The organism is Ramlibacter sp. (genome assembly GCF_029866045.1).
Classification (GTDB): domain Bacteria; phylum Pseudomonadota; class Gammaproteobacteria; order Burkholderiales; family Burkholderiaceae_C; genus Ramlibacter.
This window is the reverse complement of sequence record NZ_JARXAB010000161.1, coordinates 1-5,162: the sequence shown is the minus strand read 5'-3', so window position 1 is coordinate 5,162 and position 5,162 is coordinate 1. Positions and strand designations below refer to the sequence as shown.

Here is a 5,162-nt window from a genome sequence, read left to right as displayed (position 1 = left end):
GGTACAGCTCCTCGTCGTGCGTGGTGACGGCGCCTCCGCCTCCGGTAGTGACCATCTTGTTGCCGTTGAAGCTGAAGACGGCCGTGTGGCGGCTGCCAACGGCCCGGCCGTCCTGGGTCGAGCCCAAGGCTTCGGTGGCGTCTTCGACCACCACTAGGTTCCACTCGCGCGCGATGGCCGCGAGCTCTTCCAGCCGGCAAGGGTGGCCGAAGATGTGGACGGGCATCAGGGCGCGGATGGGCCGGCCCGTGAGCTTGTTGACCGTCTGGCCGCCCTGGCGGCTGGCCACCCGTTCCAAGTGGGCGAGCAGGGCCTGCGGGTCCATGCCCAGCGAGGTTTCCTCCACGTCCACGAAATGCGGCACGGCACCGGCGTGCACTACGGCGTTGGCCGTGGCCACGAAGGTGAGGGCGGGAATGATCACTTCGTCGCCGTGCTGAACGCCCAGGACCATCAGGGCCGCGTGAATCGCGCAGGTGCCGTTGACGACGACCACGGCGCGCGGCGCACCGCAGAAGGCGGCGAGATCTTTCTCGAAACGGTTGACGAAGGCGCCGACCGAAGACACCCAGCCCTCGTCGATGCAGGACTTGACGTAGGCGTTCTCGTTACCGGCGAACAGCGGCTCGTGCAGGGCCACCGGCCGCGGCACGTCGCCGATGACCGACGAGATGGCGGCGATGATGTCAGACGACATAGCGCTGCACATCCTGGTAATGGCCGCGGTTATCGGGATCGGCGAACCATTCCAGGCTGCGCGTGAAGCCGAGCTTCAGACCTTCGCGGTCGGCCATGGCGCTGCGCCAGCCCAGCAAGGCCCGGGCCTTGGCGGGGTCGCAGACCAGGCGCTCGACCTCGCTGGCGGTGGGGCGGATGCGGCTGTCCTCGGTCTGCACCTCCAGCGGCTTGCCGGTGATCTCGGCTATCAGCCGCACCGAATCGGCGATGGAGATTTCGTAGCCGCTGCCCAGGTTGATGACCTCGCCAACGGATTTGTCGCTGTCCAACACCGCGATCAGCCCGTCCACGGTGTCTGTGACGAAGTTGAAGTCCCGGGTGGGCGTGAGCGCGCCCAGCTTCAGAGACGGCGCGTCGCTCAGGGCCTGCAGCATGATGGTGGGCAGCACCGCGCGCAGGCTCTGGCGCGGGCCATAGGTGTTGAACGGGCGGGCGGTGGCCACCGGTGTGCCGAAGGCGCGGTAGTAGCTGTGCGCCATCTGGTCGGCGCCGATCTTGCTGGCCGAGTAGGGCGACTGGCCCACCAGCGGGTGGGTTTCCGGAATCGGCACTGCCTGCGCCGTGCCATACACTTCGGACGTGGAGGTGTGCACCACCTTGCCGATGCCCAGGTCGCGGGCGGCCTGCACCACGTGCAGGGTGCCGGTGACGTTGGTGTCCACATAGGACGAAGGCGCTGCGTAGGAATAGGGGATGGCGATCAGCGCCGCCAGGTGCATGACCGCGTCGCAGTCCCGCATGGCTTCGCGCACGGAAAACGCGTCGCGCACATCGCCCATCACCAGGTCGACCTTGGCCCGCGGGGCTAGCGGCAGGGTGTCCAGCCAGCCGTAGCGGCCGAAGGAGTTGTAGAGGGCCATGGCGCGTACCCGACGGCCCTGGGCGACCAAGGTTTCGACGAGATGCGAACCGATGAAGCCCTCGGCGCCGGTGACCAGGATGTGCTGGAACTGTGTCATGTAAAACGGTCTACTCTCAAGCAGGTACTATACAGGCCTTGCAACTGAGACCCCCGAGAACCGCTTTGGCTGGCATCCGCATCATCCCCCGACTCGACATTAAGGGCCCCAATCTCATCAAGGGTATCCACCTCGAGGGCCTGAGGGTGGTCGGCGACCCGCAGGCCTTCGCCCTGGACTACTACCGGCAGGGCGCGGACGAGCTCGTTTTCATGGACATCGTGGCCAGTCTGTACCAGCGCAACAACCTCACCGAGATCATCAAGCGCGCGGCCGACCAGATATTCGTGCCGATCACCGTGGGGGGGGGCATCCGCTCGCTGGACGACGTGCGCACCATGCTGCACTCGGGCGCCGATAAGGTGGCCATTAACACCGCCGCCGTGGCGCGGCCGGCGCTGATCACCGAGATCTCGCAGCGCTTCGGCTCGCAGTGCATGGTGCTATCGGTCGAGGCCAAGCGCAAGCCCGCCTGCGGCGGATGGGAGGCGTTCACCGACAACGGCCGCGAGCACACGGGGCTTGACGTGGCCGAGTGGGTGCAACAAGCCGTGGCGCTGGGCGCCGGCGAAATCATCCTGACGTCGATAGACCAGGAAGGCACTCGTAAGGGCTTCGATGCCGATCTGGTACGCACCGTGGCCAGCCGCGTGAAGGTTCCGATCATCGCCAGCGGCGGCTATGGTTGCCCATCCGACCTGGCCGTGGCGGCCGACGCCGGCGCGTCGGGCCTGGCCATCGCCGACGCGCTGCACTGGAAGCGCGCAACCATCCCTGCGTTGAAAACCGAGGCCCGCATGGCGGGGCTTGAGGTGCGGCTGTGAGCGCGCGGGCGGTCACCGTCATTGACTACGGCATCGGCAATCTGCTGAACGTAGTTCGCGCCCTGCAGCGATGCGGTGCCAGCGTGACGGTGGTGGAGCAGGCCGCGCAAGTCGGCGAGATGCCCGACCGCCTGGTGCTCCCTGGCGTGGGCGCTTTCATCGGCGGCATGCAGGAGATGCGCCAGCGCGGTTTCGACGACCTGGTCAAGCGTTTCGCCGCGACCGGTCGGCCGTTCCTGGGCATTTGCGTGGGCGCGCAGATGCTGTTCGAGGTCGGCGAGGAGTTCGGCGAGCATCCGGGGCTGGGGCTCATCCCCGGTCGGGTGCAGCAGGTGGCCGAGACCACGCCCGCCGGCGGCACGCACCGCATCCCGCACATCGGCTGGAGTGCCCTGAGCCGCCCGGCGGCTTGGCCTTGTTGGGGGCATTCTCCGCTGGCTTACTTGCGGGAGGGCGAGTCCATGTATTTTGTGCATTCCTTTGCGCCGGTTCCCGCTGATGAAGCTCACCGTCTTGCCGAGACGCTCTACGACGGCGTACGCATCTGCGCTGCGGTTGGGCGTGACAACGTTTGGGGCTGTCAATTCCACCCTGAGCGCAGCGGCGAGCAAGGCCTCAGCGTCCTGCGGTCGTTCCTGGACCTCTGACGCCGACCTGTGCTGTTACCTCGTTCTGCCCTGCTCCTTTTTGCGGCCGACCTCGTGTTGGCGCTCGCGGCGTGGTGGATGGCCTTCTGGCTTCGGTTCAACTTGGACATCCCCGATGAGTTCGTGCCGCTGGCCCTTGTCGCGAGCCCGTGGTGCGTGCTTGGGTATGCTCTCGGCTTTCTCTCAGTGCGCGTGTACCGGCAGGTTTGGAGCTATATCGGGCTTCCCGAGCTGCGGCAGCTTGCTACTGGCATCGTGCTCGGCGGATTGCTCACGGCCGCTGGGGTGCTCATGCTGCGTACGCCCAACTTTCCTCGGTCCGTCCTGGTGCTTCAACCCCTAATCGCCTTGGTGCTTATGGGGGCAGTGCGCGCCGGCTGGCGTACGCTAGCAGAACTGCGGCTGGGTGTGAGACACGGTAAGCCGGTGTTGATCTTGGGGTCGCTACATGAGGCATCCGGCGCGCTTCGGGCGCTCAAGGGCTCTACGCATTGGCAGGCGGTGGGCATACTGTCGCCGCAACCGGGTGAGGTCGGTCGCTCACTGCAGACCGTGCGGGTATTGGGCACTTCTGCCGACATAGGCCGCGTGGCCAAATCGATGGATGTGCATGCCTTGCTGATGGCCAGCCCGCCTGGCTCCCAGAGCCGGCGACAAATGCTGCTGCAAGTTGCCGATACAGGCATCGCGCTGCTTACAGTGCCGCGGCCGGACGAGTGGCTTAAAGCGGATGGGGTCGGCCCGCGCAGGCTTGAGCTTGAAGACCTCCTCGGCCGCGCTCCCATTCAACTTGACGTCGCTGGCCTTGCCGATCTGTTTTCAGGCCAGACAGTGCTGGTCACCGGCGCCGGCGGATCGATCGGCTCGGAGCTGTGCCGCCATATCGCGCGTTTCGGGGCACAGCGCTTGGTATGTGTGGATTTGTCGGAGTTCGCCATTTACCAGCTTGAGCAGGAGCTGCGCGAAGCACATCCTCAAATGCATGGCTCGTACTACACCGCCAACGTGCGGGAGCCCGAGCGGCTTCGGGCGATCGCAATCAAGCACCGCCCCTCGGTAGTGTTTCATGCGGCGGCCTACAAGCACGTGCCGCTTATGGAGTACCTTAACGAGATTGAGGCTGTGCGCACCAATGTGGCTGGAACGCTGAACACGGCGCGCGTGGCCGGCGAATGCGGGGCTCGGCGTTTTGTGATGATCTCCACCGATAAAGCCGTCAATCCGACCAACGTAATGGGCGCCAGCAAGCGGCTGGCCGAGCTCATGGTGCAGGGCGTGGCGACAGAGTATTCGCAGACGCAGTACGTGTCGGTGCGCTTTGGCAACGTGCTGGGTTCCAGTGGCTCAGTGGTGCCGCTGTTCACCCGGCAAATCCTTAGCGGTGGACCCATCACCGTTACCCATCCGGACATTGTTCGTTACTTCATGACGATTCCCGAAGCTGCGCAACTGGTCTTACAGGCAGGGCTGATGGGCCAATCCGGTCAGATTTTTGTACTGGACATGGGAGAGCCAGTTAAGATTGTCGACCTCGCGAAGATGATGATCCGCCTCTCGGGCAAGACAGAGCACGAGATACCCATCAGCTACACGGGCCTGCGGCCCGGCGAAAAGTTGTACGAGGAGTTGCTGGCGAACGATGAAACGAGTGTGGCAACCCCGCATCCCAAACTGCGCATTGCAAAGACATCCAGTGGAAGTGATCTCGATATAGAGGCAGTTCTGTCTTGGATCGAAAATGCTGGTCCTGAGCCAGATACGGTTGGGTTGCGTGACTGGCTACGTAGCCACGTGCTCGAGTACAAATCGGTGCATTAGGTTCCAGGCAATGTTGCGCGGTGTCAATTTGAGCTTACTGCCCAATCCCCGTCCGCTCGAGCACATCCCCCACCAGTTCCAGTCTGACCAGCGGGTTCTCCAGCTCCATCAAGCGCTGCTTTAGCTCGAGGGGAACAGGCAGCAGCTCGCACCACCGGTTGGCCACCCAGGCGCAG

5 protein-coding genes and 1 pseudogene are annotated in these 5,162 nt (G+C 64.6%); 3 read left to right on the top strand and 3 right to left on the bottom strand.

The window, feature by feature from the left end; all coding sequences use genetic code 11:
- Together QE494_RS16215 and QE494_RS16210 are read right to left on the bottom strand one after the other, a co-directional pair.
- The coding region (locus tag QE494_RS16215; RefSeq protein WP_300044969.1) for an aminotransferase class I/II-fold pyridoxal phosphate-dependent enzyme at positions 1–697 on the bottom strand (697 nt) is incomplete at its 3' end.
- Positions 687–1,697 carry an NAD-dependent 4,6-dehydratase LegB gene (locus QE494_RS16210; RefSeq protein ID WP_300044967.1) on the bottom strand — a complete coding sequence of 337 codons (1,011 nt, stop codon included), beginning with the start codon at positions 1,695–1,697 and terminating at the stop codon, positions 687–689. The genes QE494_RS16210 and QE494_RS16215, both read right to left, overlap by 11 nt.
- A 65-nt stretch (positions 1,698–1,762) precedes the next feature.
- Between QE494_RS16210 and hisF the strand changes: the two genes are divergently transcribed.
- The 3 genes from hisF to QE494_RS16195 all read left to right on the top strand — a co-directional run bounded on the left by hisF (position 1,763) and on the right by QE494_RS16195 (position 4,986).
- Positions 1,763–2,521 (top strand): imidazole glycerol phosphate synthase subunit HisF, encoded by a 759-nt coding sequence (hisF, locus tag QE494_RS16205; protein WP_300044965.1) that lies wholly within the window; start codon positions 1,763–1,765, stop codon positions 2,519–2,521.
- Entirely contained in the window at positions 2,518–3,168 is a 651-nt protein-coding gene (gene hisH / locus QE494_RS16200; protein WP_300044962.1) for an imidazole glycerol phosphate synthase subunit HisH, read from the top strand. Before hisF ends, hisH begins: the two co-directional genes overlap by 4 nt.
- 78 nt (positions 3,169–3,246) lie before the next feature.
- On the top strand, positions 3,247–4,986 hold the full coding sequence (locus tag QE494_RS16195) for a nucleoside-diphosphate sugar epimerase/dehydratase (RefSeq protein WP_300044959.1): 1,740 nt from the start codon (positions 3,247–3,249) through the stop codon (positions 4,984–4,986).
- 34 nt (positions 4,987–5,020) lie between these two features.
- Here the strand turns inward: QE494_RS16195 and QE494_RS16190 are convergent.
- A pseudogene (locus QE494_RS16190) lies at positions 5,021–5,162 on the bottom strand (peptidase S16); the annotation flags it as partial.